Here is a 1,296-nt window from a genome sequence, read left to right as displayed (position 1 = left end):
CGCTGTCGGATGCTGCTGTACGCCTCGCGCTTGGTCCAGCAGCCGCCGCCGGGCGGCGTCCTGCTCCATCGTCTGGATGCGCTGGCCGAACCCCGACACCGCCGGTGGCGACGAGAAGTACCGGCTGACTATGCGCCGCAGGAGTCCAATAGCCACCGCCATCTGTCCGGCCCTCCCTCCTGAGGACACGGAGGGCCATCTGCTGATGTGCCTCGATCCGCGCCCGTTGTAGAGGTCAAGCCTCACGCCGTGCGTGTTGTCGTTCCAGAAGGTGACTGTCCGCTAACCAGGTGTGCTGTCCGCTGCTGGTCGACGTCCCGGGGCGTACTCGATGCACAGGTCACGCAATGTCGCGGCCTCGGGTACCCCCGTCTGCTCCACCTTCGCCAGCAACTCCGCAGCCCGCCACCAGTTCGACGGCACCACCCGCCCGGACGCCACCGCCTGCGCCCCCAGCGCCACCGCCTCATCCGGCTGGCCGGCAGCGACCAGGGCGAGACCAAGGTCGAGACGAGCCGACGCGGACCGGCGGGGCCGCGCCCCCCCATCACCGTGCGGATCCAACTCGGCCAACACCGCCCGCGCTACCTGCTCGGCACCGGGGTCACCCGCCCACGCCAACGTCGTGGCCGTGTACGCGGCGGCCTTAGCTGGGTCGTACCGATAGTGGTGCTCGGCTCGCTCCGGAACAGGCAGATTCGCCGTCAGCCGCTCAACCCGGTCCAACACGCGTCGGGTCGCACCGACGTCGCCGATCCGCGCCCACGCACGGGCCTCCTGAGCAGTCGCCTGGATGCGAGCGGAGCTACCCTTCGGGGCGACCCGCTGAGCTTGATCGGAAAGATCGAGTGCGGTCCGGTAGTCACCTTGAGTCAACACGTCCCAGGCCCGAGTTTCCAGACACCATGCCTGGATCTCGCCATGCTCCGCATGTACGGCAAGGTCACGAGCAGCTCGCAAGTGAGCAGCCGCAGCAGTCCGCTGCCGCAGGTCGATATGGACGGTCGCCCGCAGCACCGCCAACCAACCACCAGCAACCAACAACCGACGCCGTTGAGCAAGCGTGACCCGTCCATCCAGCAACCGCCCCACAAAGGCGAGGTGCCGCCGCACCAACGGCAAAAGCTCCGCCGGAGCCATCGTCGGATAGGAACTGGCCAGATCATCAACGCCCTGCTCGATCCGGTCGAGCACGTCTCTGCTCACGTCACTGGCAGCGACTCTCGCAAGCAGCTCGCCGGCCTCGGCGGCGTGGTCGACCGGCGCATCCACCAGGCCAACAAGCACGCCTCCCGC

The 1,296-nt window shown here is 68.3% G+C and carries 1 protein-coding gene; it reads right to left on the bottom strand.

What is annotated here, in order from left to right; genetic code table 11:
- Positions 1 to 282 precede the first annotated feature (282 nt).
- A partial coding sequence (locus AC2CHE_RS26835; protein ID WP_484507606.1) for an NsdA family TPR-like regulatory protein occupies positions 283 to 1,296 on the bottom strand: 1,014 nt, incomplete at its 5' end.

The organism is Micromonospora sp. ATLC16 (assembly GCF_057196645.1).
Note: the sequence above shows the minus strand (reverse complement) of the source record. Positions and strands in the feature narration are given on the sequence as shown.